At 70.2% G+C, this 25,915-nt stretch carries 20 protein-coding genes; 14 read left to right on the top strand and 6 right to left on the bottom strand.

The annotated features are described in order from the left end of the window. Nucleotides 1-48 precede the first annotated feature (48 nt). On the bottom strand, nt 49-831 hold the full coding sequence (locus BM272_RS05715; protein ID WP_093427815.1) for a fused MFS/spermidine synthase: 783 nt from the start codon (nt 829-831) through the stop codon (nt 49-51). Between the two features lie 128 nt (nt 832-959). Here BM272_RS05715 and BM272_RS05710 point away from each other — a divergent pair, with 128 nt between their 5' ends. Genes BM272_RS05710 through BM272_RS05685 form a run of 6 tightly spaced genes read left to right on the top strand, consistent with a single transcriptional unit; the run spans nt 960 to nt 6,492 of the window. Beyond that, nucleotides 960-1,913, top strand: a complete 954-nt coding sequence (locus BM272_RS05710) for a M15 family metallopeptidase (RefSeq protein WP_143613187.1) — start codon at nt 960-962, stop codon at nt 1,911-1,913. A gap of 4 nt (nt 1,914-1,917) precedes the next feature. Continuing rightward, the gene (locus BM272_RS05705; RefSeq protein ID WP_093427813.1) at nt 1,918-3,288 is read left to right on the top strand and encodes a M14 family metallopeptidase; all 1,371 of its coding nucleotides are present in this window, start codon (nt 1,918-1,920) and stop codon (nt 3,286-3,288) included. A gap of 3 nt (nt 3,289-3,291) precedes the next feature. Then, nucleotides 3,292-4,560, top strand: coding sequence for a flagellin lysine-N-methylase (gene fliB, locus BM272_RS05700; protein ID WP_143613186.1), 1,269 nt, complete (start codon nt 3,292-3,294; stop codon nt 4,558-4,560). A 20-nt stretch (nt 4,561-4,580) separates the two neighbouring features. Beyond that, entirely contained in the window at nt 4,581-5,270 is a 690-nt protein-coding gene (locus tag BM272_RS05695; RefSeq protein WP_093427811.1) for a M48 family metallopeptidase, read from the top strand. Next, entirely contained in the window at nt 5,267-5,923 is a 657-nt protein-coding gene (locus BM272_RS05690; RefSeq protein WP_093427810.1) for a DNA-J related domain-containing protein, read from the top strand. The genes BM272_RS05695 and BM272_RS05690 overlap by 4 nt, the downstream gene beginning before the upstream one ends. Further along, the gene (locus BM272_RS05685; RefSeq protein ID WP_093427809.1) at nt 5,920-6,492 is read left to right on the top strand and encodes a nuclease-related domain-containing protein; all 573 of its coding nucleotides are present in this window, start codon (nt 5,920-5,922) and stop codon (nt 6,490-6,492) included. Before BM272_RS05690 ends, BM272_RS05685 begins: the two co-directional genes overlap by 4 nt. Before the next feature lie 21 nt (nt 6,493-6,513). Here BM272_RS05685 and BM272_RS05680 read toward each other — a convergent pair whose 3' ends face one another. Next, a complete protein-coding gene (locus BM272_RS05680) occupies nt 6,514-8,478 on the bottom strand; it encodes a transglycosylase SLT domain-containing protein (RefSeq protein WP_093427808.1) in 1,965 nt (654 codons plus the stop codon). Nucleotides 8,479-8,591: 113 nt separating this feature from the next. Continuing rightward, the gene (locus BM272_RS05675; RefSeq protein WP_093427807.1) at nt 8,592-9,263 is read right to left on the bottom strand and encodes a DUF502 domain-containing protein; all 672 of its coding nucleotides are present in this window, start codon (nt 9,261-9,263) and stop codon (nt 8,592-8,594) included. Nucleotides 9,264-9,435: 172 nt separating this feature from the next. Between BM272_RS05675 and BM272_RS05670 the strand changes: the two genes are divergently transcribed. The 3 genes from BM272_RS05670 (at nt 9,436) to BM272_RS05660 (ending at nt 14,511) form a co-directional block, all read left to right on the top strand. Next, a complete protein-coding gene (locus BM272_RS05670) occupies nt 9,436-11,322 on the top strand; it encodes a FecR domain-containing protein (RefSeq protein WP_205407759.1) in 1,887 nt (628 codons plus the stop codon). A gap of 98 nt (nt 11,323-11,420) precedes the next feature. Then, a complete protein-coding gene (locus BM272_RS05665) occupies nt 11,421-12,800 on the top strand; it encodes a tetratricopeptide repeat protein (RefSeq protein ID WP_143613184.1) in 1,380 nt (459 codons plus the stop codon). A gap of 73 nt (nt 12,801-12,873) precedes the next feature. After that, nucleotides 12,874-14,511, top strand: coding sequence for an HD domain-containing phosphohydrolase (locus BM272_RS05660; RefSeq protein WP_093427804.1), 1,638 nt, complete (start codon nt 12,874-12,876; stop codon nt 14,509-14,511). A gap of 6 nt (nt 14,512-14,517) precedes the next feature. On the opposite strand, the gene BM272_RS05655 is transcribed toward BM272_RS05660, so the two are convergent. Then, entirely contained in the window at nt 14,518-16,737 is a 2,220-nt protein-coding gene (locus BM272_RS05655) for a CHASE2 domain-containing protein (RefSeq protein WP_093427803.1), read from the bottom strand. Between the two features lie 229 nt (nt 16,738-16,966). Here BM272_RS05655 and hrpA point away from each other — a divergent pair, with 229 nt between their 5' ends. Continuing rightward, nucleotides 16,967-20,854, top strand: a complete 3,888-nt coding sequence (hrpA, locus tag BM272_RS05650; RefSeq protein WP_093427802.1) for an ATP-dependent RNA helicase HrpA — start codon at nt 16,967-16,969, stop codon at nt 20,852-20,854. Between the two features lie 160 nt (nt 20,855-21,014). Here hrpA and BM272_RS05645 read toward each other — a convergent pair whose 3' ends face one another. Both BM272_RS05645 and BM272_RS05640 read right to left on the bottom strand, forming a co-directional pair. Continuing rightward, nucleotides 21,015-21,719, bottom strand: coding sequence for a ParA family protein (locus tag BM272_RS05645; RefSeq protein WP_093427801.1), 705 nt, complete (start codon nt 21,717-21,719; stop codon nt 21,015-21,017). A 101-nt stretch (nt 21,720-21,820) separates the two neighbouring features. Then, nucleotides 21,821-22,399 (bottom strand): TM2 domain-containing protein, encoded by a 579-nt coding sequence (locus tag BM272_RS05640; RefSeq protein ID WP_093427800.1) that lies wholly within the window; start codon nt 22,397-22,399, stop codon nt 21,821-21,823. Nucleotides 22,400-22,721: 322 nt separating this feature from the next. Here BM272_RS05640 and BM272_RS05635 point away from each other — a divergent pair, with 322 nt between their 5' ends. The 4 genes from BM272_RS05635 to BM272_RS05620 are packed head-to-tail and all read left to right on the top strand — an operon-like array spanning nt 22,722 to nt 25,826. Beyond that, on the top strand, nt 22,722-23,648 hold the full coding sequence (locus BM272_RS05635) for a LysR family transcriptional regulator (protein ID WP_093427799.1): 927 nt from the start codon (nt 22,722-22,724) through the stop codon (nt 23,646-23,648). After that, entirely contained in the window at nt 23,645-24,382 is a 738-nt protein-coding gene (locus BM272_RS05630; RefSeq protein WP_093427798.1) for a type 1 glutamine amidotransferase family protein, read from the top strand. The genes BM272_RS05635 and BM272_RS05630 overlap by 4 nt, the downstream gene beginning before the upstream one ends. 29 nt (nt 24,383-24,411) lie before the next feature. Next, on the top strand, nt 24,412-24,750 hold the full coding sequence (locus BM272_RS05625) for a Crp/Fnr family transcriptional regulator (protein ID WP_240308041.1): 339 nt from the start codon (nt 24,412-24,414) through the stop codon (nt 24,748-24,750). Next, the gene (locus BM272_RS05620; RefSeq protein WP_093427796.1) at nt 24,747-25,826 is read left to right on the top strand and encodes an AI-2E family transporter; all 1,080 of its coding nucleotides are present in this window, start codon (nt 24,747-24,749) and stop codon (nt 25,824-25,826) included. The genes BM272_RS05625 and BM272_RS05620 overlap by 4 nt, the downstream gene beginning before the upstream one ends. Nucleotides 25,827-25,915: the final 89 nt, after the last annotated feature.

Raw genomic sequence — 25,915 nt, 5'->3', positions numbered from 1 at the left:
GAAAATAGTCAAGAAAAAGCCCGCAGCGCGAATGGGGGTGGCGTGGCCTCAGGAGGCGCTGTTGGCCTCGGCCAGCCCCTCCAGGAAGCCGGGGAAGTCCAGCCCGGTGAAGCGCGACAGCGCATGGGCTCGCAGGTCCCAGGCCGTGGCAAGGTCGGGGGGTACGGGGCGCGTGGAGGCGAGGGCCACCAGGTTGCCGCGGGTGGGGACCGGGAGCTGCAGGCAGCGGCCGGCGAAGGCGTCCTGCAGGCCGGTGAGGGTGCGGCGCAGGCGCTGGGCCGGCTGCTGCCAGAGGTTCACCGCCAGCGCGCCCTCGTCGGCCAACCGCCCGCGCGCGGCGGCGAAGAAGTCGGCCTCCGCTACCTCCTCGGCCATGCCGGTGCCGTGGAAGGCGTCCACCAGGATGAGGTCGTAGTCGCTGTGGCGCAGGGCGGCGTGGGTGAGGAAGTGCCGACCCTCGCCGGGGATGATGTTCAGGCGGGCATCATCCTCGGGCAGGCGGAAGTAGCCATGAGCGAGCTCCACCACGCGGGGGCGCAGCTCCACCGCATCGATCTGGCAGTCGGGGTAGTGGTGGAGGAGGAAGCGCGCCAGGGAGCCGCCCCCCAGGCCCACCAGCAGCACCCGCCGGGGCGCGGCATGCAGGAGCAGCGCCGCCATCATGGACTGGGTATAGGCCAGCACCAGCGCCTCCGGGCGGTCCAGGAAGAGGGCGCTCTGCCGGGAACGGCTGCCGAAGTGCAGCGAGCGGACGCGGCTATCCTCCACGATCTCGATGGGCCCGTGTTCGTCGCGGCTGGCGTGGATGAGTTCACCGTTGTAACGTCGCATTCCGGGCAGCTTACGGGGCCCTGCCAAGAGCGGCAAGCCGGGGCGGAGGCTCCGGGCATGCGGTCTTTATTCTTGTCACGAGATGGCAAGGCTCGGTAGAGTCTGCTCAATCGCGGAGGAGGATGGGCGTGCAACGCAGGACCCTGCTCAAGACCTTGCCAGTTGCTGCCGGTGCGGTCGCCACGGCGTACCACTTCCGGACCGGGGGTGGGGACCGACCGGGAATGGACGCCGAGCAGGCCGCCGGGTCGACGCAATCGCCCAAGCCGACGGCCGCGGGCGGGGCCACGGAGACCGGTGACGCCGGCGAGCTGGAGACCCGGGTGCTGGTGGAGCCCAACGCGCCCCCGCAGCAGATGGCCGACCGGGACCGCTACCTCCGGCGTATCCGGGAGTTCGACGAGGACCATCGCGAGGACGTCCACCTCGACGCCGCCGACCGGGAGCGCCTGGCGCAGGTCGTGGCCCGGCTGGAACGGGTGATCAAGTTCGTCGGCTACGGCAACTTCAACCTCCTCTCCTTCGACCGCATGCTGCGCTTTGCCCGGAACTACGAGGCCATCGGCGCCTTCACCCCGGCGGAGCTCGACTTCATGGACGGGATCTTCGCTGCCGATGCCCGGCGTTACGGCTTCTTTGGCGAGAAGGTGGTCACCGAACTCACCGCCCGCTTCCCCGAGCAGGAGGCGCGCAAGGTCGCCGGCTCCGGCCACTATCTCCTCCACGGCGAGGCCGAGGGGCTCTTCCGCGACCTGCGCCGGAAGGTGGGGGACGAGCTGGTGCTGACCTCCGGCGTGCGCTCCGTGGTCAAGCAGATGCACCTCTTCCTGGCCAAGGCGGTGGAGACCGGCGGCAACCTCTCCCGCGCCTCCCGCTCCCTGGCACCGCCGGGCTATTCCTACCACGGCATCGGCGACTTCGACGTGGGCAAGGCCGGCTTCGGCGAGCGCAACTTCACCGCCGAATTCGCCGAGACCGAACTCTTCCATCGCCTGGCCGATCTCGGCCTGGTGGACATCCGCTATACCGACCGGAATCCGTATGGGGTGCGCTTCGAGCCCTGGCACATCAAGGTGGTCTAGGCGGATGTGGCGGGGGAGCGTGCTCCTCGCCCTGGCCCTGATGCTCACCGCCGGCCCCGCGGCGGCCCGGGATTTCACCGTCCATCGGCTGGACTCCGGCGTGCCGGGGCCCACACTGCTGGTGGTCGGCGGGATCCAGGGGGACGAGCCGGGCGGTTTCAATGCCGCCGCCCTCCTGGTCACGCGCTACCGGATTACCCGGGGCTCCGTCTGGGTGGTGCCCAATCTCAACTTCGAGAGCATCCTGCGCCGCTCCCGCGGGGTCCACGGCGACATGAACCGCAAGTTCGCGAACCTGCCGCCCTCCGATCCGCAGTACGAGGCGGTGCAGCGGGTCAAGGCGCTCATCCGGGACGAGGAGGTGGACGCGGTCCTCAACCTCCACGACGGCTCCGGCTTCTACCGCCGACACCACATCGACGAGCTGCAGTCGCCCTGGCGCTGGGGCCAGTCGGTCATCGTCGACCAGGCGCACATGGATGCGCCGCTGTTCGGCAATCTGGAGTCGGTGGCGGCCGACGTGGCGGCCCGAGCCAACATGCACATCCCCGACAATGACCACTTCTACGCGGTGAAGAACACCCATACCGGGCAGGGCAACGCCGAGATGGCGCGGACCCTGACCTGGTACGCGGTGCGCCACGGCAAGCCGGCCTTCGGGGTGGAGGCGAGCAAGTCCTTCGGTACGGTCCGCCGGACCGATTTCCACCTCAAGGTCCTGCACGGCTTCATGGATCGCATGGGCATCGGCTACGAGCGTGACTTTCCCCGTACCCTGGCGGGCGTGGAGGCGGCCATCGAGGACGACATGGATCTGGCCCTCTACGACCGGCGGATCCGTCTGGAGCTGGCCAACGCGCGCAGCCGTCTCGGTTACGTGCCGCTCAAGGAGGGGAGCGAACTGGAGTTCGCCGCCGACAGCCCCCTGGTGGCGGTCCTCCAGGACGATGGCAGCTACGTGGTCCGCCACGGCAACCGGGAGCTGACGCGGCTCCATCCGCAGTACTTCGAGTACCACGACGGCCTTGAACGGGTGCGCCTGCAGGTGGACGGCCGGCCCGTGGAGGCGGAGTTCGGCTCCGTGATCCCCGTCGCCGAGGACTTCCGGGTGGAGCCGCGGGAGGGCTATCGGGTCAACGTCATCGGCTACGTCAGCGACGAGGAGGACCAGGCCGGCGACCGGATCTACCGGGACGACATCCTGCCGCGCTTCTCCCTGGACCGGAGCGGTCGCACCTTCCGGGTGGAGGTCTACCGCGACGACGCCTTTGCCGGGATGGCGCTGGTCCGCTTTGCCGGGGAGGAGCCCGGGCGCGAACGCACCCTCCAGCAGGTCCGGCACGTCGGCGATCCCGATGACGGCACCGGCCGCTGACCCATGGCCGATCACTCCGCGACGACACCCTGCCGGGCCCCCCGGTACATCCGGGAATTCCGCTGCATCGGCCCCGACTGCGAGATGCCGTGCTGCGGCGGCTTCGACATCAACCTGGATGCGCGGGACTACGCCGTGCTCCAGGACTTCACCCGCCGGGATCCGGGGGATCGCCGCCTCTTCAGCGCCGGCGTGGAGCGACTCTCGGGGGAGGGGGAGCCGCCCGCCCGCCTCCGGCTGGACGAGCGGGGGATGTGCCACTTCTACGAGGACGAGGGCTGGTGCCGCGTCCACCGTCGCCACGGGGAGCGGGCCCTGCCGCGCAACTGCGCCCACTACCCCCGCGTGATCCACCGCCACCCGGCGACCACCGAGGTGAGTGGCGCCCTGTCCTGCCCGGAAGTGGTCCGGCGCTCCCTCCTGGTCGAGGGTGGCAACCGGCTGGAGCCGGCCCGGGCCGAGGAACTCATCTTCGACCTCGAGCGCGGGCACCATACCGGGCGGAGCGCGTACGCGCGCTACCTCATTCCGGTTCGCGCCGCCCTGGCCGATGCCATCCCCACGGAGGGGCACGGCCTGGCCGAGGGACTCTTCACCGCGGCCTACCTGGCCGCTCGCCTGGCGCCCTTCTACCACGCCGACTGCAGCGAGCCCGAGCCCATGCTGGGCAATATCCTCGAGCGGCGCCATGACCCGGCGGTGGCGGAGACCCTGCGCCACCGCCTGGCCATCGCCGAGGAGGACCATCGGGGGCTGCTCCTGGCCCAGGCAGCGCTGCTCCTGGTCCGGGACCAGGCGCCGGAGAGCCCCCTGGGCACGATCATCGCGGCCAGCTGGGAGGCAATGGCGGCGGCGGGCGAGCCGGTCACCGAACGCGGCCTGGAGGGCGAAGCGCTGACCACGGTCCTGCGGGAGAGGCGCGCACGGGTGCGCCAGGGGCTGGACGAGCGGCTGGATACCTGGCTGGCGCGCTGGTGTCACAACACCCTTTTCCGCGAGCCCTTCACCACCCTCCCGGATCCCTTCCGGGCAGTGCAGCTCATGGCGCTGCGCCTGACCGGCCTGCGGCTGCTGGTCCATCTCGACCCGATCCTGCTGGCCGCGGCCGAGGCGGGTGACGAGGAGGCCGTCGCGGCCCGCTTCACGATCCTGGTGGCGCGCTTTGCCCGCCAGGTGGACCACAACAATGACTTCCTCTACCTCCTCTATCAGGCCGCCGAGGCGGAGGGGCTCATGAACCTGGACGCCACCCCCGGCCTGGTGCGCACGTGAACACCCCTGCGGAAACGGCCTTGCCCGCCTGGGAACTCCGGGAGAGCCGCCGCGCCCGGCGCATGCGCCTGCGGGTACGCGAGGACGGCCGGGTGGAGGTGACCGTCCCCGCCGGGGGCGACCGCCGGCAGGCCGCCGCCTTCGTGGCGGCCCGGCGGGACTGGATCCGCCGGGTGCAGGCCGACCAGGAGGCCCGGCGGCAGACCTGGCCGGCAGCGGAGCGCGGCCCCTGGCCGACCCGGCTGCGACTGTCCGCCGTGGGGGAGGAGTGGGCGGTGACCTACCGGAAAGGCCCCGCCGGCTGCCGGGAGTCCGGTGGGGCCCTGCAGGTCGGAGCCGGTGATGAGGCCGCCGCCCACGAGGCCCTGGAGCGCTGGGTGGGCCGCCGGGCCCGGACGGCGCTGGAGCCCTGGTTGCTGGACTGGGCGGGGCGCCTGGGGGTCACCGTCACCGGCCTGACCATCCGGGGGCAGCGGACCCGCTGGGGAAGCTGTTCCGCCCGCGGCCGGATCAACCTCAATCGTCGGCTTCTCTTCCTGGAGCCGGCGCTGGTGGAATATGTCCTCGTCCACGAGCTCTGCCACCGGCACCACCTGAATCACGGCCCGGCCTTCCGCCGCCTGCTCACCCGCCACCTGCCCGATGCTGCCGAGCGGGAGCGGGCCCTGCGGAGCCCCGCCGGGCAAGTCCCGCCCTGGCTGCCGGCATGACCGGTATCCCGGCCCGGTGGCCCGGCCGGGCGGGGCCGGCCGTGATCGACCCCGATCCCCGGCTGGCCCTGCTGGAGGCCATGCTGGCGAGTCGGCCGGCGTGGCGGGAGTTCGATCTCCTCGGTGAGCTGAGGCGTCGCCGCGTGCCGCCCTTCGAGGATCCGGACGGCTCCACGCTGGGCCTCTTCCGGCGCCATTTCCTCCTGCGCCACCTGCTCTACCGTCTGCGGGACCGCCTCCTGGCCCGGGGGCTCGGCGACCTGGCGCTGGACGCCGTCGGGGTGCGCTACTGCGCGCATCCCGGTCCCCGGCGTCGGGCCCTGGTGGCGCCGGAGCCCCTGCGCGCCTACTATCTCGACCCGGATGAGCTGGCCTCCACCGGTGCCGCCGAGGTGGACGCCCTGCTGACGGCCTTCTGGCGCCGCTACCACGCCCATGCGCGGAGGGAGTGGGCCCTCCGGGAGCTGGATCTGGGCGCTGAGGCCACTCCGGATATCATTCGTCGGCGCTATCGTGAACTGGCCATGCAATACCACCCCGATCGCGGGGGGGATTCGGCACGGTTTGCCCGGATTAACGCTGCCCACGCGGTTCTGGTAGGGTTGCCCGCTTCCACGGGCGGCGGAGCCCCTGCACGGAGAGGAGATCGATGACCGACACCACCACCCTGGGGATCACCGCTGCCGCCGTCGTGATCGGCCTCCTGGTCCTGGCCTGGGCCTGGAGCCGTCGCCACGACTGGCTGCTCCGCCTGGAAGGGGCGCGGACGCGTCGTACCCTGCGGCGCCTGGGGCGGGAGTACATGGAGGACGCGGTGATCCCGGACGGGCTGGACAGTTCCGTGGTGGTGGACTTCCTGGTGCTCGTCCCCGGCGGGATCCTGGTCGTCGATCTGAAGGACTATCCCGGCATCCTGTTCGCCGGGGAGCGCATCGACGAATGGACCCAGACGGTGGGGCGTCGCTCCTACAAGTTCCCCAACCCCATTGCGCCCAACCAGTTCAAGGTCCAGGCCGTGAGCGACCAGGTACCGGAGGTGCCGGTGCACGGGCGGGTCGTCTTCACCCGCCGCGGCCGATTCGCCACCGCCCTGCCCTGGAGCGTCTCCACCGTGGACAGCCTGGCGGAGGATGTGGCCGATCTGCGCGAGGGCGATGAGGTCCCGGGGAGTTACTACTCGGCCTGGCTGCGCCTGCGCCGGGCCCTGGAGGGGGAGGGTTGAACCGCGAACCTCAGGGGATCCCTAGGGGTTCGACGGAGTGCCTTCTTCCGCCTGGGCGACCCGCTCGTAGCCTGGCGCCGTTACCGGCCGCAGCCGCTGACCCAGCGGCGTGGGCTCCCTTCCCAGACGCTGTTCGTAGAAGACCGTCGCCGTCATGACCCGGCGGACGTACCGCCGCGTCTCGCGGTAGGGCATCGTCTCCACCCAGATGTCCGCCGGAACCTGGCCCTGTTCGGGGAGCCAGCGGCTGACCCGGGTGGGGCCGGCATTGTAGGCGGCCGTGACCACCGCCGGGTGGTAGTCGAAGCGGCGGGCATTGCGAGCCAGGTAGCGCACGCCGAGGGTGAGGTTGGTCTCGGCATCGATGAGGTCCCGCACACCGGGTGCGGGCCGGTTCATGCGGCTGGCCACGGAGCGCGCCGTCGCCGGCATGAGCTGCATCAGGCCCAGGGCGCCGGCACCCGAACGGATGTCGGTGATGAAGCCGCTCTCCTGCCGGATCAGGGCCAGGACCCAGGCGGCGTCCAGCTTGTGGGATTCCGTGAGCGTGGTGACGGCCTCGCCGTGGCCCAGCGGATAGTAGACCCGCGGATCCTCCAGCCCGCTGTCCAGCGCCGTGGCCAGCGCGCGGTCGTGCCAGCCCCGGGCGGCAGCCAGGCGGGCGGCGGCGGCGCGATCCTCCCGGGGCATTTCGGCGATGGCGCGGTTCCACTCCCGTCGGGCATCCGGGTGGCGCTGGAGCGCCCGAAGCTCGAAGGCGCGGGCCAGTCCCGGGTAGTTGCGGGTGATTGCCGACGATGTCGGTGATCCGCCGGCTGGGGAGATCTGGTAGGGGGACGTCCCGCTGCGATCGGCGGCAAGGAAGGCGTAGTAACCGCGTTCCCGGGCCAGCTCCCGGTAGATTCCGGCTGCCTCCTTTTGCCGACCCGTGGCCGCCAGGGCTCGGGCACGCCAGTAGCGCCAGCGCTGGCCGTCGGCGACCTCCGTGGGCAGGGCCTCGACGGTAGCGAGGACCTGGTCCCAGTCCCGCGATTGCAGGGCAAGGGTCAGGCCGATCCGGGCCGGTTCGCTGTCCCCGGAATAGCGGGCCAGACGGTGGAGCATTGCCCGGGCGCGGGGGTCGTCCTCCCGGGCGAGGGAGGTCGCCAGCGCTCTCTCCATGGCCATGCGTTGATCCGGGGTGTAGGCGCGGTTCGCACCCTTGCTGCGCCACGCCTCCAGGGCCTCGGCCGGATCACGCCGGGCCCAGCGCTGGAGCCCCCAGACGAGCTGGGCCGTGCTGGCATTGGCCGGTGGGTCGAGCCAGTCCGCCGCTCGCTCGGGGTCGTACCAGAGCTTCAACCAGCGCTCACCGCGCTGCCGGGCCTCTCCCTCCAGCTGCCGCAGGAGGTAGCGGGCCAGGCCCAGCTCGCTGGCGCGCACGGCGAGACCCAGGCGCCTCTCCACCAGCGCCGGGGTCAGGCCGCCACCCTCCTTCCAGGCGGCGAGGACGGGATCGCAGGCGCCGGGCAGGCTCTCGCCGGTGAGCCAGACGGACTGCATTCCCTCGAGGGCCCGGTCTCGCTTGCCGGTCTCCAGCAGGGCGCGGCGATGGTGGCAGCCGAGTCGGGTGCCCATGTCCGGGGTCCAGAAGCGGAGGAAGCGGTCCCAGTCCCCCCGGTTCGCCAGCCGGTTCAGCAGCTGTCGGCGCAGGCGATCGCCGGGGAGGGTATCGCCGTAGCGGTAGAAGAAGAGGCGGAGTTCGGCGTTATCGGCCTGCCCCAGCCGGTTGCCCAGATCCCGGCGCAGGAGGTAGGGGAGCAGCGGGTAGTGGCGCAGCTCCCGGGTAAGGGTCCGAAAGCGCCCCTGCTGGCCGTAATGCAGGGCCAGCTCCGCCTGGCGGAAGAGCTGGCGCTCCTCCGTCCGGTCCGCGGAGCGGTCCGCCGAAGCCGTGGCAGCGGTGGCCGCCAGCAGCAGGCCGGCAAGCAGTGTGGCTCGGGTTCCCATGGTGTGTCCTCCGAATCCTCACTCAATGTACGCCATGCCGCGGCCATGGGGAAGCGAACCAGGTCACAACGCCAAAAGGGTGAGCACTCCGCTGACAGCCCGCCGGGCGCGGTTCATTCCTCGGGGGATGGAGCGGGGGGTGCCGCCCGGTAGCGCAGTTCGTCCGGCCCGACGGTACCGCCGGAGATGATGAAGGACATGGCCTCGTCGGCGCTCCAGCCGGTGGTCACCATCTTCTCCACCGGCACGATCTCGAGATAGCCCGAGGTGGGGTTGGGGGTGGTGGGGACGTAGACGGCGGCGTAGCGCTGGCCGTCATCGGGGTCGGTAAAGACCCGGGTGACGAAGCCCACCGCCTTCATCTCCGGCGAGGGGAAGTCGATGAGGACCACCCGCTCCACATCCTCGGAGGGGCGCGTCTGCAGGGCGGCCAGGAGCTGGCGGGTGGCGCCGTAGACGCGCTGGACCAGCGGGATCCGGTCGATGATGGCGTCCACCAGGGCGATGAGGCGGCGACCTACCACGCGGGTGGTGAGCCAGCCGAGGATGTAGAGGGCAAGCAGGGTGGCCACTACCGCCAGGCCGAACTCGAACCAGGGCGCCAGCAGTCGGGCGGAGAGCCCTGGCGCCCACGGTTCCACGAGGCCGGCCAGGGCGCGGACCAGGGGCCCTCCCAGACTGGAGAGCTGGCCCAGGACGAAGTCGAAGACCCACCAGGTCAGCCACAGCGGGATGATGGTGAGCAGGCCGGTGATGAGGTAGCGCTGGAGATGCATGGGGGGCATGATAGCCGTTCGCCCGGCGGTGCGCCTCCTGGTCATTCCCGGGAGAGGCCCTCGATTAGGGGGGACTAAAGTGGTTGATTTGTTACCAGTCTATAGCAGAGTCTGGGCGCCGGATCTGCGATACTACTCACAAATGTGTCAGACAGGGATTCGTCGTGCTCGGAGAAGGCCCATGCCTGTTCTGCCCATGCCCCTACGCCGACCCCATCCCTGGACCCTGTTCCTCCTGCTCTCCCTGGTGGCCTTCACCGTCCTGGCCGCGGAGCCCCGCGAGGTGGGGCGCGTCCTGGTCGCCAGCGGCGAAGTAACCGCTACCCGCGAGGGGGCCTCCACCCGCGCCCTGGGCCGCGGGGACCGCCTCTACGAGGGCGATGCCATTACCACCGGCCCCGGCGCCCGGGCTCAGCTGCGCCTGTCGGACGAGGGGCTGGTCCAGCTCGCTGCCGACACCGAATACCGCATCGAGCATTACCGGGCCCAGGGCGAAGAGCGTGGCGCCGTCACCGAGCTGGTGGAAGGCGGCCTGCGCACCGTCACCGGCGCCATCGGGGATGACGACCCGGAGGACTACCAGCTGGACACCCCCGTGGCCACCATCGGCATCCGCGGGACCCGCTTCGCCCTCCATCACAGCGACGACAGCGGGACCGTGGGCGAGGTCGCCGAGGGCGCCATCGTGGTGGAGAACGATGGCGGCGGCACCGAGGTTGGCGCCGGCCAGTTCTTTGCCGTTCGCAGCCGCGACCAGGCCCCGCAGGAGCTGGAACAGCGGCCGCAGCAGCTGGATACCGGGAGTGAAGTCGAGGACGGGAGTGGGGCCGCAGAAGAAGAGTTCGAGGGCGGCGGCGACGAGGGTGACAGAGAAGAGGGCGAGGCCGGAGGTGAAGAACAAGCCTCGGAGGGTCGAGACGAGAATGCCGGTGACGATCCCGTCGAGAGTGAGGGCCCGAGTGAAGATCCTTCGGAATCCTCCACTCCGGGGGGTGATACAGCCGACGGGGAAGATGCTTTCGGCGTAGACGGCGAGGAACCGGCCTACAGCGCAGGCGAGGACGAAGGGACTCGTGAGCGCGCAGAGGACGAAGGGAGCGACATCGACACCGGGTCCGGCGGTAGCATCGACGATGGAACTACGGATGACGGAACTTCGGACAACGGTGACACCGTGGTCACCACTCCCTGGTACGAGGATGACTCCCTGACCAAGTTTGGGATGACTGGCTTACTAGGAGGTCCCTGGCAGTCCCCCGGTTACGTCACTGATGGTGAGCCACATCCGGTCAACGGCAAAGTCGAGAGTCTTACGCTGGATGACGAGGGTTGGTTGGAGGAGATGATTTACTACCGGGTGGAGAGCGGGATGCTGATACCCGGGGGTGACCTTGAAGGAGGTCAGGAGGCAACGCTCGATTCGTATGGCTTTGAAAAGGTAGTGATGCGTGCGGAGTCCGGGGCCAAACCGGCGCAAACCGGTAGTGCATCGGGCCTCGGGGTCCACTGGGGGCGCTGGAATCTGGGCGATTACGAACAGGTCGTCGATGGCAACATTATGATCTCGCCTGATGGGGAGGAGGGCCCGCCTCCGGGAACGGACTGGCACTGGCTCGTCCTGGAGAATGCCGAGGATCTTATGACCTCCGCGCAGTACGATACCCTCTCGGGAACTGACGTGGACTTTGTCTGGGCTGGCGGGACGGAGATCCGGGCGACGGATCTCGACGGCGTGGCCGAGTACACCTATGCAGTGGACGAATTCACTCTCACGGCCGATTTCAAGGCCGACACCTTTACGGGCGGAACGCTACGACTGGTTACCGATGATGATGCGCCAGAGTTCGCGATCGATGGCCAGGAGGTGACCATGCACGGCCCCGAAATGGATCCGGCCCTTGATGCCTCCTTCATGGTGTCCTTGCAGGATTCGGATTCCACCGATTCTGCCTGGGTGGAGGGTTTCTTTATCGGGGAGGAGGCCGATGGCGCGGGTGTCACCTTCTCGATTAACACAGAGCAGAACGTCCAGGGCCTCGAAGGCGTCGGCGTCCTGGAGAGGCAGTAGCGGGTCCGCCTGCCGACGCCACGGCGGCGGAGGGCCGCGGCGCGATCCAGTCAACATCCCCGGTGGCATGAGGCCGGCGGGGTTCGGGAGTGGCGAGCGTGAGCCGTCAGCGTAGATGGAAGGGGCCGCTGGTCTTCTGCCTTTTGGCCCTGTGCGGGCCGTGGGCCGCCGGGGCCCAGGAAACCTCGGAACCGTCCGGGGCGGAAAGCGAGGAGCGGCAGAAAGTTGCTGCTACCCTCCGCGAGCTGGTCGAGGCCGGCGATTTTGCCGCCGCACTCCGGGTGGCCCGGGAACACCGCGCCGAGTACATGGGCGATCCCGACTTCGACTTCTGGTACGCCCTGGCGGCCATGGAGGCCGGCGATCCCAACCAGGGGATCTTCGCCCTGGAGCGGGTGCTCACCGTCCATCCCGACTCCCGCCGGGCCCGGCTGGAGCTGGCCCGGGCCCACTTCCGGCTGGGGGACTACGGCCGCGCCCGCAGCGAGTTCAGGCGCGTGCTGGAGACCGACCCGCCCCGCATGGTGGAACAGCGCATCCGGGCCCACCTGGACGCCATGGACGCGCGGGAGCAGCGCCGGGGGCCGCAGTGGGCCGGCTGGGTCGAGGGCGGTTTCGGGCATGATTCCAACGTAAAGAGCGGGCCCGAAGAGTTCGCCCTTGACGTCGGACCATTCCTTGTCCGGATAGAGGATGCCGAGGCCGACGGCGACCGCTACGCCTCCCTGGGCGCCGGCGCGCGCGGCCGGATCCCCCTGGAAGAAGGTCAGGCCGTCTACGGTCGGGCCGAGCTGGAGACCCTGCGCCATTCGGACCTCAGCGACTTTGATAACACGGTCCTGGATGCCGCCGGCGGCTACCAGTGGGGCGGCCCGCGCTACCGGGTGCGAACCGGTCTGGAGGCGGGGAGCTACAGGCTGGACGGTGACGCCTACCAGGATCGCTACGGCCTGGCTGCCAGCGGTCGCTACCGTTCGCCAATGGGCTGGGGCGCCGGCGCCTTCCTCCGCCTGCGCCGGCTGGAGTACGCCGACAGCAACACCCGGGACAGCGACTTCAGTCTGCTGGGGGTGACCGGCGAGCAGTCCCTGCCGCTGGCCTGGCAGCCGCGGCTGACCACCAGCCTGCTGGTCGGCGCCGAGCGGCCGAGGGCCAGCGGGGAGACCGCCCGGGCCCGTGCCCATCGGGATCTGCGCGGCGTCAACCTCGGCCTCACCCTTCGGCCGCGCTCGAACCTCACTGCCCGCCTGGGGCTGCGGGCGCTCATGAGTGATTACGACAAGGGTGAGACCCTGCTGGTCCCGTTGCCGGCCCGCGACGAGACCCTGCGCAGCGCCGATCTGCTCGTCCACTGGGAACCGGTGCCGGGCTGGCGGGTCACACCCTCGGTGCGCTACAGCGCCAACGAATCCAACGTGGATATCTACGAATACCGGCGAACCCGGTACGAGGTCGCGCTGCGCTACACTTTCCGGTAGCTTGCGTCGGACCGCTATCCGGACCCGGGCCAGGGATGGTCTTCGCATATATCGCATCAACGCGGAGGACCTCATGGTCGACACCCTGGCACAGCGCGCCGAGGCCACCGCCAGCCACGCTACCCTTCTTGAGCGGGTAGAGCGCCTCTCGGCCATTGGTATCGCCCTCTCCCGAGAGCGGGACACGGACCGCCTCCTGGAGACCATCCTGGAGGGAGCCAAGGCCCTGACCCGCGCCGACGCCGGCACCCTCTACCTGCGGCAGGGGGATGAACTGGTCTTCTCCACCGTTCGCAACGACACCCTGGGCTTCCGGATGGGGGGGACAGCCGGCCCGGAACCGGACTTCCCGCCGCTGCCGCTGCACATCGACGGAGAGCCCAACCGGCACAATGTCGCCGCCTGGGCCGCCATCAGCGGCGAGACGGTGAACGTCACCGACGCCTATACCGCCGAAGAGTTCGACTTTTCCGGCGCCCGCTCCATGGACGAGCGCACCGGCTATCGCTCCACCTCCTTCCTCACCGTGCCGCTGACCAACCACGAGGACGAGGTGGTGGGCGTCCTCCAGCTCATCAACGCCCTGGACGAGGGGGGCGCGGTCATCCCCTTCGGCCCCGAGGAGCAGAGGCTGGCGGAGTCCCTGGCCTCCCAGGCCGGGGTGGCGCTCACCCAGAAGCAGCTCATCGACGACCAGCGGCGGCTGTTCGAATCCTTCGTGGAGGTCATCGCCAACGCCATCGACCACAAGTCCAAGCACACCAGCGGCCACTGCCAGCGGGTGCCGCAGCTGACCATGATGATCGCCGAGGCGACCAACCGGGCCGAGCAGGGCCCCATGGCCGATTTCTCCATGGATGAGGACGAGCTCTACGAGCTGAAGATCGCCGGCTGGATGCACGATTGCGGCAAGGTGACCACGCCGGAGCCGGTCATCGACAAGGCGACCAAGCTCGACGGCATGTTCGACCGCATCCACGCCGTGGATGCCCGCTTCGAGGTCGCCCGTCGGGATGCCGAGAACGCCGCCCTGCGCCGCCGGCTGGCGGCCGCCGGTCTGGACGATGGCCTGGATGCCGAGGGCGACGCCGCCGTGGCCGCCGTCGACGCGGATCGCGACTTCGTCCGCCGCCACAATACCGGCGGCGAGTTCATGGACCCCGAGGACCAGCAGCGGATCCGGGATATCGCCGAGCGCTACCGGCTGACCCTGGCCGGCGAGGAGCGGCCCCTGCTGGACGAGGACGAGGTCTACAACCTCACCATCGCCAAGGGGACCCTCACCCCCGAGGAGCGCAAGACCATCCAGGACCACATCGTGGTCACCATCGAGATGCTGGAGGCGCTGCCCTATCCCCGCTATCTCCAGCGGGTGCCGGAGCTGGCCGGCGGCCACCACGAACGCATGGACGGCAAGGGCTATCCGCGCGGTCTTACCGGCGACCAGATGCTCCCCGGCGCCCGGATGATGGCCATCGCCGACATCTTCGAGGCGCTCACCGCCGCCGACCGTCCCTACAAGCGGCCCAACACCCTCACCGAGGCCCTGACCATCCTCGGCCGCATGGCCACCGAAGGCCACCTGGACCCGGACCTCTTCGATACCTTCATCCGCGAGGGGGTCTACCTGGACTACGCCCGGCAGTTCCTCAAGCCGGAGCAGATCGATGAGGTGGATCTCGCCGCGATCCCCGGTTACGCCGGAGAATAGCCGGGCCTACTTGCTGGTATGGCGGAAGACGCCGTCCCAGTCCGCCGGTAGCTCCGCCGGGTCCACGGCCGCCATGCGCTCCAGGTAGAGCTGGTAGACCACGCGCTCCGGCTCCGCCGCGGCCAGGGCCTCGAAGTCGGCCCGGGCGGTCTCCCAGTCCCGGGACCAGTAGGCGGCCAGGGCGCGCTCCAGCTGCTCGAGCCATTCCCGCGTGGGGCTGTCCACCTCGTCCTTGCGGCCCACCGGCTCGTAGAGGGTCACCGGCTCCTCCTTGCCCTTCACCTGTACCCGGTCCAGGGGGCGGCAGACCAGGTCGGGCTGGGCGGCGCGGGTGGTCCCCCCGATGATGAGGCTCACGCCGTAGAACTTGGTCAGCCCCTCCAGCCGGGACCCGAGGTTCACCGCATCGCCCAGCACGGTGTAGGCGCGGCGGTACTCCGAGCCCATGTTGCCCACGTTCATCTCGCCGGTGTTCAGGCCGATGCCGATGTTCACCTCCGGGTAGCCCAGGGCGGCCAGCTCCGGCTTCAGGCGCTCGGTCTCGGCGAGCATGGCGCGGGCGGCATCCACGGCGTGGCGGGCGTGGTCGGGGTCGTCCAGCGGCGCGTTCCAGAAGGCCATGATCATGTCGCCCACGTACTTGTCCACGGTGCCGCGGTGCTCGAAGAGGATCCGGGTCATGGGGGTGAAGTAGCGGTTGAGCAGATCCTTCAGTGCCCCGGCGTCCAGCTGCTCCGAGAGGGTGGTGAAGCCGCGGATATCGCAGAAGAGCACCGTCATCTCGCGGCGCTCCCCCTCCATGCTGGCGGAGCGCTCCGGGTCCCGGGCCAGCTCCTCCACCAGGGCCGGCGGGACGTACTGGCCGAACATCCCCTGGATCTGGCGACGGCTGCGGCTCTCGAAGAGGAAGCCCCAGGCCATGTTGAGCATGCCCAGCCCCAGAACGAGGATAAGCGGTACCGCCGCTGGCAGGACCCAGTGGGCCGTGGCCCAGGCGGCCAGGTTGCCGGCCACCACGCCGCCGGCGGCCACGGCGGTGACCACCGCCAGCGCCAGCGGTCGCAGCCAGGGCAGCCCCAGCGCCAGGAGTCCGCCCAGCCCCAGTAGCAGCACGAAGGCGGCCCCCTCCGCCCAGTCCGGCTGCCGGGGGAAGGTCTCCCCCAGCAGGCCGGCGAGGACGCTGGCGTGGACCTCCACACCCGGATAGGCGGCCTGCAGCGGGGTGTTCCGCAGGTCGTGGAGGCCGGCGGCGCTGGTGCCGATGAGGACCAGGGCTCCGGCCAGGGCATCGCGGTCGGCCTCCCCGGCCAGGACATCGGCGGCGGAGAGGTAGGGGAAGGCGCCGGCCCCGCCGCGATACGGGACCAGCACCGAGGCGTCGCCGTCGGTCTCCACCGAGAGGCCGCCCAGGTCCAGACCGGTAACCGAGAGCGCGCGGCCGCTCGGAGCGGTCGTAACCTCCACCGGGCCGCTCAGCAGGTACTGGCGGGCCATCTCCAGGGCCAGGGAGGGGTGGACCTCGCCGTCGTGGCCCATGACGAGGTGGTAGCGGCGCAGGACCCCGTCGCTGTCCGGCAGGATGGTGAAGAAGCCGCCGCTGGCCGCCGCCTCCTGGAGGGCCGGGAGGTTGCCCGTGTAGTCATCGGCCCGGCGCAGGCGCGTCTGCTCCAGCGGCAGCGGTTCGGCCAGGGGCAGGGGCGGACCCAGGGCGCCCTTGCGGCCCTCGTCGCTGCGAAAGTGATAGCCGAGGACCGAGGTGCCGCCGGCCAGGGCCTCGGCCAGGCGGACATCGCCGTCGGCCCGCTCGGCCAGGGTCGTCAGCCGATCGCGAAAGTCGAGGGGCAGGCCCGCCCGCTCGGCCAGGTCCCGGGCCCGTTCCACCGGATTGCGCTGGGGCTCGGGGAAGAGGATGTCCAGCCCCACCACCACGGCACCGGCGGCGTGGAGCCGCTCCACCAGCTCCGCCACCGTCTCCCGGGGCCAGGGCCAGCGGCCGTGGGCGGCCAGGGCCTCTTCGTCGATGTCGACGATGGTCACCTGGGCGCCGCTGTCGGCCCCGGCGAAGGGACGGGTCACCTCGAAGCGCCAGTCGTAGACCAGCCGCTCCAGCCGATCCCGGAGGTCGGCGGCGCCACGCAGGTCGGTGTGCTGCCACCAGAGCGCCGCGGCCAGCAGTGCCAGTCCCAGCAGGATGGGCCCCGTCCTGTGCCAGCGTGTGGTCTTCATGGGATGTCTTTTCCTGTTCTGGCCGGACTAGGCCGGACGAGCGGGAGGGAGGTCGGGTGCAGCAGGTACGCCGTACATACGTCCATGTAGGCTCCACGACGGCATCCCTGCCGTCGAGGACCTGCTGCACCCGACCTCCCTCCCGCTCGTCCTCGATCCTTGCTGGATTCCTGTTCCCGGGCCAGGATTCCTTGTGACCCGGTCGGCCCCTGCCCCGTATAATGCCAGCATGAGTGGTGATACGCGCGCCCGGTCGCGGGTCCGGGAACAGAAGCAGCGCCTGGCTGACCTGCGGGGCGCCCTGGCGGAGGTGCCCCGGCAGGAGGCCGAGGCGCTGCGTCGTCGCCTGGGCGGGGTGGAGCGCCGCCTCAAGCGCGGCCAGCCGGTGGGGGAGAAGGCGCTGGCCGCCATCGAGGCCGACCTGGGCCGGGCCCGCGCCGATCGCGCCGCCCGCCTGGAGGCGGAGCCGCGCCTGGACTATCCGCCGGACCTGCCGGTCACCGCCCACCGCGAGGTCATCCGCGACGCCATCCGGGATAACCAGGTAGTGGTGGTGGCCGGGGAGACCGGCTCCGGCAAGACCACCCAGCTGCCCAAGCTCTGCCTGGAGCTGGGCTATGGCATCGACGGCCGCGTGGGCCACACCCAGCCCCGGCGCATCGCCGCCCGCAGCGTCGCCAACCGCCTGGCCGAGGAGGTGGGCGGCGAGACCGGGGAGCTGGTGGGCTACAAGGTCCGTTTCTCGGACCGGGTTGGCCAGGGCAGCCGGGTCAAGGTGATGACCGACGGGATCCTGCTGGCCGAGATCCCCCACGACCCTGACCTGCTCGCCTACGACGTCATCATCATCGACGAGGCCCACGAGCGCAGCCTCAACATCGACTTCCTGCTGGGCTACCTCAAGCGGCTGCTGCCGCGCCGGCCCGACCTGCGCCTGGTCATCACCTCGGCCACCATCGATACCGAGCGCTTCTCCAACCACTTCGACGGCGCGCCGGTGGTCGAGGTCAGCGGCCGCGGCTACCCGGTGGAGGTGCGCTACCGCCCACCGGAGGAGGCCGAGGACGGGGAGGGTGGCATCCTGGACGGGGTCCTGGCGGCGGTGGATGAGCTGGCCGCCGAGGGGCCCGGGGACATCCTGGTCTTCTTCCCCACCGAGCGGGACATCCGCGAGGCGGCGGAGGCCCTGCGCAAGCACCACCCGCCGCAGACCACCATCCTGCCCCTCTACTCCCGGCAGTCGGCGGCGGAGCAGAACCGCGTCTTCCGCACCGGGGGCGGGCGGCGCATCGTCCTGGCTACCAACGTCGCCGAGACCTCCCTGACCGTGCCGGGGATCCGCTACGTGGTGGATACCGGCCTGGTGCGCATGAGCCGCTACTCGGTGCGCTCCCGGGTCCAGCGCCTGCCGGTGGAGCCGGTGAGCCAGGCCTCCGCCGACCAGCGCGCCGGCCGCTGCGGCCGGGTGGCGCCGGGGATCTGCATCCGCCTGTTCAGCCAGGCCGACTACCAGGGCCGGCCCCCCTTCACCGACCCCGAGATCCGGCGGACCAACCTGGCCAGCGTGGTCCTGCGCATGGCCGACCTGGGGCTGGGGGACGTGGCCGACTTCCCCTTCGTCGACCCGCCGGAGCGCAAGCAGATCAACGACGCCTACCGCCTCCTGCACGAGCTGCGGGCGGTGGACGACGGCCGCCGGATCACCGACGCCGGCCGCGAGCTGGCCCGCCTGCCGGTGGACCCGCGCCTGGGCCGGATCCTCCAGGCCGCCCGGGAGGAAGGCGCCCTGGCGGAGGCGCTGGTGGTGGTCGCCGGTCTGACCATCCAGGACCCCCGGGAGCGCCCCGCCGAGGCCGCCGGGGAGGCGGATGCCCGCCACGCCCCCTTCGCCGACGACGCCTCCGACTTCGCCTCCCTGCTCCGGCTCTGGGACCACGTGGAGGACCGCCGCCGCCACCTCACCCGGCGGCGCTTCGAGGCCCACTGCAAGGAGAACTTCCTCTCCCCGGTGCGGGTGCGGGAGTGGCGGGAGCTGCATACCCAGCTCAAGCAGACGGTGACCGAGCAGGGCTGGCGGCTCAACGAGACCCCGGCGGAGTACGCCGGCCTCCACCGCGCCCTGCTCGCCGGCCTGCTCACCCACGTGGCGGTGCGCGACGAGAAGAAGGAATACCTGGGCACCCGGGGCCGCAAGCTCCACCTCTTCCCCGGCAGCGGCATCAAGGGGGCGCCCAAGTGGATCATCGCCGCCGAGCTGGCGGAGACCTCCCGGCTCTTTGCCCGGACCGTGGCGCGCATCGAGCCGGAGTGGATCGAGCCCCTGGCGGACCACCTGGTGAGCCGCAGCTACGGCGACCCCCACTGGGAGCGCAAGAGCGCCCGGGTGGTGGCCGCCGAGCAGACCTCCCTGCAGGGGCTCATCCTCGCCAGCAACCGGCGGGTGGACTACGGCCGCATCGATCCCGAGGAGGCGCGCCGGGTCTTCATCCAGCAGGCGCTGGTGGAGGGGGACTACGCCACCGACGCCGCCTTCTACGCCCACAACCGCGAGTGCCTGGAGGCGGTGGCGCAGCTGGAGGACAAGGCGCGCCGCCGGGACCTGCTGGTGGACGAGGCGACCCTGTTCGACTTCTACGACCGCCGCATCCCCGAGGGCATCCACACCGGCAAGGCCTTCGAACGCTGGCGCAAGCAGGTGGAGGCCGACGACCCGCGCTACCTCTTCCTGGATCCGGAGGCGGCCCTGGCCGGCGAGGCCGGTGACGTCACCGCCGCCGACTACCCGGACCGGCTTACCGTGGCCGGGGTGGAGCTGCCCCTGCGCTCCCGCTTCGACCCCGGCCACGCCGAGGACGGCGTCACTGCCACGGTGCCGCTGGCCGCCCTCAACCAGCTCCCGCCGGCACCGTTCGAGTGGCTGGTGCCGGGACTGCTGGAGGAGAAGATCACCGCCCTCATCCGCGGCCTGCCCAAGGCGCGCCGGCGCCACTTCGTCCCCGCCCCCGACTTCGCCCGTGCCGCCCGGGAGGCGGTGGGCACGCGCGGCGACGAGCCGCTCACCGAGGCGCTGGGCCGGGCGCTGCTCCGCATGACCGGGGTGGAGGTCGCCGCCGAGGAATGGACCGCGGTGGAACTGCCCGACCACCTGCGCCTGCGCTTCGAGGTGGTGGATGCCGACGGCACCGTGGTCGCCACCGGCCGGGATCTGGCCGCCCTGCAGTCCGAGCAGGGCGGGGCGGCCACCGCCGGCTTCACCGGCGTGGCCGGGGACGAGTGGGAGCGCGACGGGATCACCGACTGGGACTTCGGCGAGCTGCCCCAGCGGGTGGAACTGACCACCGGCGGGGTGACCTTCGCCGGCCACCCGGGCCTGGTGGACCAGGGTGAGGCGGTGGGGCTGCGGCTCTTCGATACCGCCGAGGCGGCCGAGGCGGCCAGCCGCGCCGGGTTGCGGCGACTCTACCGGCTGGCGGCGGGCCAGACGGTGCGCTACCTGCGCCGGCAGCTGCCGGGCCTGGAGGCGGTGCGCAAGGAGCTGCTGCGGGTGGACCGGAGCAGTGACGCCGCCGAGGTCATCACCGACGTGGCCGTGGACCGGGTCTTTCTGGGGGACGAGCCGTTGCCCCGGGACGAGGCCACCTTCCGCGCGCGGCTGGAGCGCCGCGGTGACCTGGTGCCCACCGCCACCAAGCTGGTGGAACAGCTCCACGGGATCCTGGGTCAGTACCGGGACATCACCCGCGCCCTGGAGGGCTTCAACAGCCTGGCGCTCATGGAGAGCCTGGCGGATATCCGGGAGCAGCTGGACTTCCTGGTCTACCCGGGCTTTTTGGGGGCGCTACCGCCGGAGCGGCTCGCAGACCTGCCGCGCTACCTGCGCGGGATCCAGCGCCGGGTGGAGCGGCTGGAGCAGGACCCCGCCCGGGAGCGGGGGCCGTTGCGCGCCATCCGCCCCTGGTGGGAGCGCTGGCGGGACCATCCCCGCCGGGACGAACTCACCGACTTCCGCTGGCTGCTGGAGGAGTACCGCATCGCGCTGTTCGCCCAGGAGATCGGGGCGCGGGGCAAGGTCTCGGAGAAACGGGTGGCGGCGGCCTGGAAGGAAGTGTCCCGGTGAGTCGGTTCGGGTGAATCAGTCCGGGGGGCTGGGGAGGGCCGGGTGGCCCGTTCCGGGACACGGCGTGAATACATCCCTGTAGCCTCGACGGCGGCATCCATGCCGCCGACGGTCCCGGAACGGGCCACCCGGCCCTCCCCGGCTCTTCCGTCGTGTGTTCCTACCAGCGCGAGGTCGTCGTCCGCGGAATGGGCGGCGGCTCCTGGCTTTCCGCCTTGGCCTCGGCGGCGGCCAGCCACTCCTGCAGCGGCTCCCACTGGGCCAGCTCCGAGGGGTCGACGTCGTGGAGTTCGTGGATGGAGAGCCCGTGCTCGGCGGCATCCGTGTAGCTGGGACTGTCCCAAAGGGTGGTGATGAAGGGGATCTCCAGCCGCTTCAGAAAGCGCTGCAGCGGATGGTAGACCGGGGTGTCCTTCTTGACCCGATTGGCAATGACGCCCACTTCCACCGGCATGGCGCGGATCTTTCCCGTGAGGAAGAGGTCCTTGATGAAGTCCGAGGTGACATGGATGTCGATGGGCGAGGGCAGCACCGGGATGATGACGGCATCCACCCGGCGAAGCATGTTCTGCAGGTCGTAGCCGGTGAAGCCGGCGGGGACGTCGACGACGACCCGCTGGGTCTCCGGCGGGATGCGTAGCCGCCAGGAGCGGGTGGCGCCGGTGACGTGCCGGTTGGCGGAGATGGCATGGATGGGGGCCGCGGTCTTCGGCCGCATGGCGTGCCAGGCCATGGCCGATTCCTGGGGATCGTAGTCCATCAGGGCCGTGTGGTAGCCCTGATCGGCGTAATAGCCGGCGATGTTGGTGGAGAGGGTGGTCTTGCCGCTACCGCCCTTGGCATTGACCACCATGACCCGGAACATAAACCTCTCCCTATGCCGCACGCTCGACGGCTCCCATCGGAGCCACGGTATCCCACCGGCGCATTAATGTGAACGCCGTCACACTTTGCGCTGGTCAATGATTAATCATTGCCGCCGCTTTTCGGTTCATCCGCGTCCCGTTCCCTGGCCATTTCCCGGAGCATCTTCTCCTGCTCGGTGAAGGATGGCATCCGGCCACCGCTGTCGTCTTCCCCCGTTCGAGGGGGCATGTGGCCCCCGTGCTCGCGCTCCTTCTCGGCGCTGTAGGCGGCGATGGCTGCCTCGGGGTCCTCGCTCTCCTGGGGGTAGCGGCCGCGATAGCCGGCCGGCGGGGTCGCGCCGCCGCCCAGGAAGGCCTGCTTGCGCAGCGTCTTGTTCACCTCCGCCCGCAGCCCCTCGATACGGAACAGGTCGACGACGCCCCAGCCGAGTACGACGGTGGCCAGGGCGGCGGCCACCGGGGCCCAGCCGGCCCACCAGAGGCCCAGGGCGCCCAGGGTCAGCAGCGGCAGGGCGATGGCCCCGCGCCGGTCGCCCAGGTAGAGACGGTGCAACCCCAGTGGGAACAATGGCCACAATGCCCAGGTGGTCGTGCGCTTGCGCAGGCGGCCGGCGAGGTTCTGGTTGACGCTCTGCAGGCCGCCGCCGGAGAGGTCGAGTTTCTGCCAGGGTCGGGACATGTTGGCTCCGGATGGAAGGCGGATTCGATTCGGGGCGGCCTCCTGCGGGCCGGGGGACGGGATCCGGGGCACGGCGTACATACGTCCCTGTAGCCTCCACGGCGGCATCCATGCCGCCGAGGGCCCCGGATCCCGTCCCCCGGCCCGCAGGAGTCCTGAGTGGACTTTTCGGCGGAAGACCCAGCCGGGTTCGCTCTGGTCTGACCCCTATCCTAAAGTTTAGTATTGTACTAAGGAACCGGCGGCCCCGGTCATTCATGCTAGGATCGCCGCCGGCGGCGTGCGCGCCCCGAAACCTCCAGGCGACGCGGGAGCCAACCCCATGGCCGATCGGCGACTCCAGGTCTTCCATACCGTGGCGCGGCTGCTCTCCTTCACCAAGGCGGCCGAAGCGCTGCACATGACGCAGCCGGCGGTGACCTTCCAGGTGCGCCAGCTCGAGGAGCACTTCAATACCCGGCTCTTCGATCGTACCCACAACCGGATCAGCCTCACCGAGGCGGGCCAGCGCGTCTTCGACTACGCCGAGCGGATCTTCGAGCTCTACGGCAACATGGAGAACGCCGTCCGCGACCTCACCGGCGCGGTGAACGGGGTCCTCCTCCTGGGGGCGAGCACCACCATCGCCGAATACATGCTTCCGGGGCTGCTGGGTGACTTCAAGAAGCGCTACCCCGATGTCGGGATCCGGCTCAAGGAGGCGAACACCGACGCCATCGTCTCCATGGTCGAGAACAACATGATCGACCTGGGCCTGGTGGAGGCGCCGGTGGCCAACAAGAACCTGGCCGTGGAGCACTGTCGCATGGACCCCCTGGTCCTCATCTGCGCCCCGGAGCACGAACTGGCCAGGCGAACGACCTTCTCCCTCGCCGAGCTGCACCAGTACCCCTACATCTGCCGTGAGGAGGGTTCCGGGACCCGCGAGGTGCTGCTGGAGGCGCTCAAGGCCGAGGGTATCGACTACCGCCACCTGCAGGTCATTATGGAACTCGGCTCGCCGGAGTCCATCAAGGGAGCAGTGGAGGCCGGGATGGGGGTTGCCATCCTCTCGCGTTCCACGGTGCACAAGGAGCTGCGCCTGGGGACGCTGGTGGCCTTGGAGCTGGAGCCGCAGGTAAGCCGGCCCTTCTCCTTCGTCCACCAGCGCCAGAAATTCCGCCTGCGCGCCATGGAGGAACTCATGGAATTCGCGCGGGACTACTGCCGGTCGCACGCCGACCCGGCGACAATGGAGGAGCCGAAATGAAACAGATGGCCGTCATCCAGCACACCTACACCGAATTCCTGGGTCAGCTCGAGGCGCAGCTGGAGAAGCGCGAGATCGGCTTCTCCTACTACCGCATGGCGGTGGGCGATGCCATGCCCTCCAGCGCCATGCACTTCGACGGCCTCTTCGTCCTCGGTGGCAGCCACCCCAACGCCGATCGCGAGGCCTGCCCCTGGCTGGACGACGAGATGCGTCTCATCGGTGTCTACGAGAAGGCCAAGCGACCGGCGGTGGGCATCGGCTTCGGCGGCCTGTCGGTGGCCGCCGTCCATGGGGCCGAGCTCTCCACGGAGCCCTTCCACAACGCCTACTGGACCACCGCCCACGCCACCGAGGCCGGTGCCGAGGACCAGCTCGCCCAGGCGGTGGACGGCCGGCAGGTGCTGGTCCTCTACAACGGCTCGGCGACCCTGCCCGAGGGGCTCGACCCCATCGTGGTGGACGACGAGGGCAAGTGGCTGGCCATCCGGCCCACGGAGACCACCTACGGCCTGCTCTTCCGCCCGGAGATGAAGCCCGGCATGCTGGAGGACCTGGTCATGGAGGACGACCGGGAGACGCCGGAGAACCTGGGTGAACTCATGAGCGAGGCGCGCAATCGCTGGCCGGACATGCAGGATGTTACCGACCGCGTCGCGGTGGCGCTGGTGAGCGAGCTGCAGCTCATGCAGGAGCGCCACAAGACGCCGGTCTTTTCGTTGAAGGTGGAGTGACGGAACGGATGAAGGACTGGGAGAAGCGAATGCTCGCCGCCGCCCGTGATCTGGAAGAGGGCGAGCGGGAGACCGTCATCGGCTTCGCCGAGTATCTGGGTCAGCGCGGCGAGAAGGAGGAGCGCCCGACGCCGGAGCCGGTGGACATCCCCCGGCCGGAGAAGGAGAGCGTGGTCAAGGCCATCCGCCGCCTCTCCGCCACCTACCCCATGCTGGACAAGGCGAAGATGCTGGACGAGACCTCCCAGCTCATGGCCGAGCACACCCTCCAGGGCCGCGAGGCCGATTCGGTCATCGACGAGCTGGAGACCGTCTTCTATCGCCACTATGAGCGGAACTTCGGGACCGCGGGCGAGGACGGCGAATGAGCAACCTGGTCACCGCCTGGTTCCGGCGGCGCTTCTCCGAGCCGCAGACGGTGACCCTGGCCGTGGCCCTGCTGGTGGGCTTCGGCATCGTCTTCCTCTTCGGCGGCATGCTGGCGCCGGTCATCGCCAGCGTGGTGCTGGCCTATCTCCTGGAGGGGGTGGTGGGCTGGTTCCAGCGCCGGGGGGCCCCGCGGCTGCTGGTCATCCTGCTGGTCCTGGCGGCCTTTACCGCCTTCCTCGCCTTCCTGCTGCTGGGGCTGGTGCCGCTGGTCTGGGTCCAGATCACCGACCTGTTGCGCCAGCTCCCAACCTATATCGCCGAGGGGCAGAAGGCCCTGCTGGAACTTCCGGCGCAGTATGCCTTCCTCTCCGAGAGCCAGATCCGGGAGCTCATCGACGCCGCCCGGACGGAGATCACCGGCCTGGGTCAGCGGGTCCTGTCGCTGTCGCTCTCCTCGGTGCTGGGGATTATTACCCTGGTGGTCTACCTGGTCCTGGTGCCGGTCCTCATCTTCTTCTTCCTCAAGGACAAGCGCACCCTAGTGGACTGGTTCGTCGGCCTGCTGCCGGAGGACCACGGCCTCCTGGCCCGGATCTGGGGGGAGATGGACCAGCAGATCGGGAACTACATCCGCGGCAAGTTCTGGGAGATCCTCATCGTGGCCGTGGTCTCCTGGGCGGTCTTCAGCCTGCTGGGGCTGGAGTACGCCCTGCTCATGGGGGTCCTGGTGGGCGTCTCGGTGCTCATCCCCTACATCGGCGCGGCGGTGGTCACCATCCCCGTGGCGGTGGCCGGCTACATCCAGTGGGGCTGGGGGGCGGACCTGGCCTGGCTGGTCATCATCTATCTCGTCATCCAGGCGCTGGACGGCAACGTCCTGGTGCCGTGGCTCTTCTCCGAGGTGGTGGACCTCCACCCCGTGGCCATCATCGTGGCCGTGCTCGTCTTCGGCGGCCTCTGGGGCTTCTGGGGGATCTTCTTCGCCATCCCCCTGGCGACCCTGGTCAACGCCATCCTGCGCGCCTGGCCGGAGACCGGGCCGGCTGAGACCGGTGAGATCGCCAAAACCGATTGAGGGGAGTGCCGGAAAGCGAGGCGGTTGGAGGTAGGCGGTGGGGGTCACGGGTACGCCGTACATACGTCCATGTAGGCTCCACGACGGCA

Source organism: Thiohalospira halophila DSM 15071, from assembly GCF_900112605.1.
Classification (GTDB): Bacteria; Pseudomonadota; Gammaproteobacteria; order Thiohalospirales; family Thiohalospiraceae; genus Thiohalospira; species Thiohalospira halophila.
Note: the sequence above shows the minus strand (reverse complement) of the source record. Positions and strands in the feature narration are given on the sequence as shown.

Coding starts and splice junctions, on each gene's coding strand:
- BM272_RS05715 (WP_093427815.1), bottom strand. CDS start 831: ATGCGACGTTACAACGGTGAACTCATCCACGCCAGCCGCGACGAACAC.
- BM272_RS05705 (WP_093427813.1), top strand. CDS start 1,918: ATGTGGCGGGGGAGCGTGCTCCTCGCCCTGGCCCTGATGCTCACCGCC.
- fliB (WP_143613186.1), top strand. CDS start 3,292: ATGGCCGATCACTCCGCGACGACACCCTGCCGGGCCCCCCGGTACATC.
- BM272_RS05690 (WP_093427810.1), top strand. CDS start 5,267: ATGACCGGTATCCCGGCCCGGTGGCCCGGCCGGGCGGGGCCGGCCGTG.
- BM272_RS05685 (WP_093427809.1), top strand. CDS start 5,920: ATGACCGACACCACCACCCTGGGGATCACCGCTGCCGCCGTCGTGATC.
- BM272_RS05680 (WP_093427808.1), bottom strand. CDS start 8,478: ATGGGAACCCGAGCCACACTGCTTGCCGGCCTGCTGCTGGCGGCCACC.
- BM272_RS05675 (WP_093427807.1), bottom strand. CDS start 9,263: ATGCCCCCCATGCATCTCCAGCGCTACCTCATCACCGGCCTGCTCACC.
- BM272_RS05670 (WP_205407759.1), top strand. CDS start 9,436: ATGCCTGTTCTGCCCATGCCCCTACGCCGACCCCATCCCTGGACCCTG.
- BM272_RS05660 (WP_093427804.1), top strand. CDS start 12,874: ATGGTCGACACCCTGGCACAGCGCGCCGAGGCCACCGCCAGCCACGCT.
- BM272_RS05655 (WP_093427803.1), bottom strand. CDS start 16,737: ATGAAGACCACACGCTGGCACAGGACGGGGCCCATCCTGCTGGGACTG.
- hrpA (WP_093427802.1), top strand. CDS start 16,967: ATGAGTGGTGATACGCGCGCCCGGTCGCGGGTCCGGGAACAGAAGCAG.
- BM272_RS05645 (WP_093427801.1), bottom strand. CDS start 21,719: ATGTTCCGGGTCATGGTGGTCAATGCCAAGGGCGGTAGCGGCAAGACC.
- BM272_RS05640 (WP_093427800.1), bottom strand. CDS start 22,399: ATGTCCCGACCCTGGCAGAAACTCGACCTCTCCGGCGGCGGCCTGCAG.
- BM272_RS05635 (WP_093427799.1), top strand. CDS start 22,722: ATGGCCGATCGGCGACTCCAGGTCTTCCATACCGTGGCGCGGCTGCTC.
- BM272_RS05630 (WP_093427798.1), top strand. CDS start 23,645: ATGAAACAGATGGCCGTCATCCAGCACACCTACACCGAATTCCTGGGT.
- BM272_RS05625 (WP_240308041.1), top strand. CDS start 24,412: ATGCTCGCCGCCGCCCGTGATCTGGAAGAGGGCGAGCGGGAGACCGTC.
- BM272_RS05620 (WP_093427796.1), top strand. CDS start 24,747: ATGAGCAACCTGGTCACCGCCTGGTTCCGGCGGCGCTTCTCCGAGCCG.